This window comes from Vibrio sp. OPT46, assembly GCF_015163535.1.
Taxonomy (GTDB): domain Bacteria; phylum Pseudomonadota; class Gammaproteobacteria; order Enterobacterales; family Vibrionaceae; genus Vibrio; species Vibrio alginolyticus.
Window position 1 is genome coordinate 8,803 of sequence record NZ_JADDYG010000201.1, and the last position, 2,007, is coordinate 10,809.

Below are 2,007 nucleotides of genomic sequence, written 5' to 3' on the forward strand. Positions count from 1 at the left end.
ATCAGATAAACAAAGTAGTGGCTTTAGGCGATAGCTTGTCTGATACAGGCAACATCTTTAACGCGTCCCAATGGCGCTTTCCTAACCCGAATAGCTGGTTCTTGGGTCACTTCTCAAACGGTTTTGTTTGGACGGAATACGTTGCTAAAGCCAAAAACTTACCGCTATACAACTGGGCAGTTGGTGGCGCAGCAGGTGAAAACCAATACATCGCGCTAACTGGTGTCGGCGAACAAGTTTCTTCTTACTTAACCTACACAAAGCTGGCGAAGAACTACAACCCTGCTAACACATTGTTTACGTTAGAGTTTGGTTTAAATGACTTCATGAACTACAACCGTAGCGTGCCGGAAGTAAAAGCGGATTACGCTGAAGCTCTGATTCGTTTAACAGACGCTGGCGCGAAGAACTTCATGTTGATGACACTGCCAGATGCAACCAAAGCACCACAGTTCAAATACTCAACACAGGAAGAAATTGAAACGATTCGTGCGAAAGTATTGAAGATGAACGAGTTCATCAAAGCACAAGCGATGTACTACAAAGTCCAAGGCTACAACATCGCATTGTTTGATACACACGCACTGTTTGAGAAGTTAACCTCGGCACCAGAAGAACACGGTTTCGTAAATGCAAGCGACCCTTGCTTAGACATCAACCGTTCATCCTCTGTTGACTACATGTACACTCACTCATTACGTTCTGAATGTGCAGCATCTGGCGCAGATAAGTTCGTGTTCTGGGATGTGACTCACCCAACCACAGCAACGCATCGTTATGTGGCTGAAAAAATGTTAGAAAGCAGCAATAACTTAGAAGAGTTTCGCTTTTAATGAGCCGTTGTTGTTCATTGCAAGTTAATCTGCATAAAAATGACCACGATGCTTCGTGGTCATTTTTTATCGATATCGAACCCCGATAACGGGTTTATTTGAGCTCGCTTACTTCAAGCCGTTGATTTAGAGACGTTGACTTTGAGCAGCCTCATTCAGCTTTCTGTTTTTGGTACGTTACCGCGGAAACTGTCCACCATAATAGAGATCAACGTCTTTAAGGTTACATCATCACTGCGGTATGAGTAGGCTCGTATACCCGTAAACTGAACCTGGAACAACTGAGCAAGAAGCAATGTATCCTGAGCTTCAATTTCGCCATTCTCGATTGCTCGCTCAAACAGCTTTGCAAGAAAAGATTCAAATTGGTTTGCTAAGCTGTTTGTTTGATTGCGCAGAGCATTAAAATCCTCAGCAAATTCACTTGCTGATTTGACTAACATGCACACTTCACTGGGATTGGAGTCTCGCTGATTGATAACCACATCAATCGCGAAAGCTTCTATTGCATCTAGAACCGTTGTGTTCTGAGTTAAATGCAACTCAAACAGGGCTTGTAAGTTCGCAACGTACATTTTTAGCGCTTCACAATATAGCCCCTCTTTTGACCCAAACGTCGCATAAATACTTCCAGGACGCAGATTAACGCTATCTTGTAAATCACGTGTAGATGTTGCATGAAAACCTTTCTTCCAGAATAGATCCGAGGCAGCTTTCACCACTTCATCACGTTGGAATTTCTTTGTATTCGCCATGAGCAATTATCAATTTTGAACATATGCTCAATTTTATATTGAGCGACCGCTCAAAATCAACTATCCTGTTCTTGCCTAATCCGCTCATATCCAATTACAGGAGATTTAAACATGGCAGAATTTAAACTGTATACCGCAGAAAACGCACCCGAAGGATCAAAGCATCTGATTGAAAATTCAGTCAAAGCGTTTGGCATGCTACCAAATCTTCATGCTGTTATGGCTGAAGCGCCAACCTTGCTTGAGGGTTATCAAGTTGTGCATGAGCTCTTTCAACAAACATCATTTAACGCAGAAGAATTGACCGTCGTATGGCAAACTATCAACGTTGAACATGGTTGTCACTACTGCGTTCCTGCTCATAGTGCGATCGCGGCGTCAATGAAAGTGGATCAGGAGATTGTTGATGCTCTCGTCAA

3 protein-coding genes are annotated in these 2,007 nt (G+C 42.9%); 2 read left to right on the forward strand and 1 reads right to left on the reverse strand.

What is annotated here, in order from left to right:
* On the forward strand, positions 1 to 833 hold an 833-nt coding region (locus IQR33_RS32660; RefSeq protein WP_228013813.1), incomplete at its 5' end, for an SGNH/GDSL hydrolase family protein.
* A gap of 155 nt (positions 834 to 988) precedes the next feature.
* On the opposite strand, the gene IQR33_RS08805 is transcribed toward IQR33_RS32660, so the two are convergent.
* Entirely contained in the window at positions 989 to 1,588 is a 600-nt protein-coding gene (locus IQR33_RS08805; protein ID WP_033906273.1) for a TetR/AcrR family transcriptional regulator, read from the reverse strand.
* Positions 1,589 to 1,699: 111 nt separating this feature from the next.
* Between IQR33_RS08805 and IQR33_RS08810 the strand changes: the two genes are divergently transcribed.
* Positions 1,700 to 2,007: carboxymuconolactone decarboxylase family protein (locus tag IQR33_RS08810; RefSeq protein WP_416222672.1), on the forward strand; the 308-nt coding region annotated here is incomplete at its 3' end.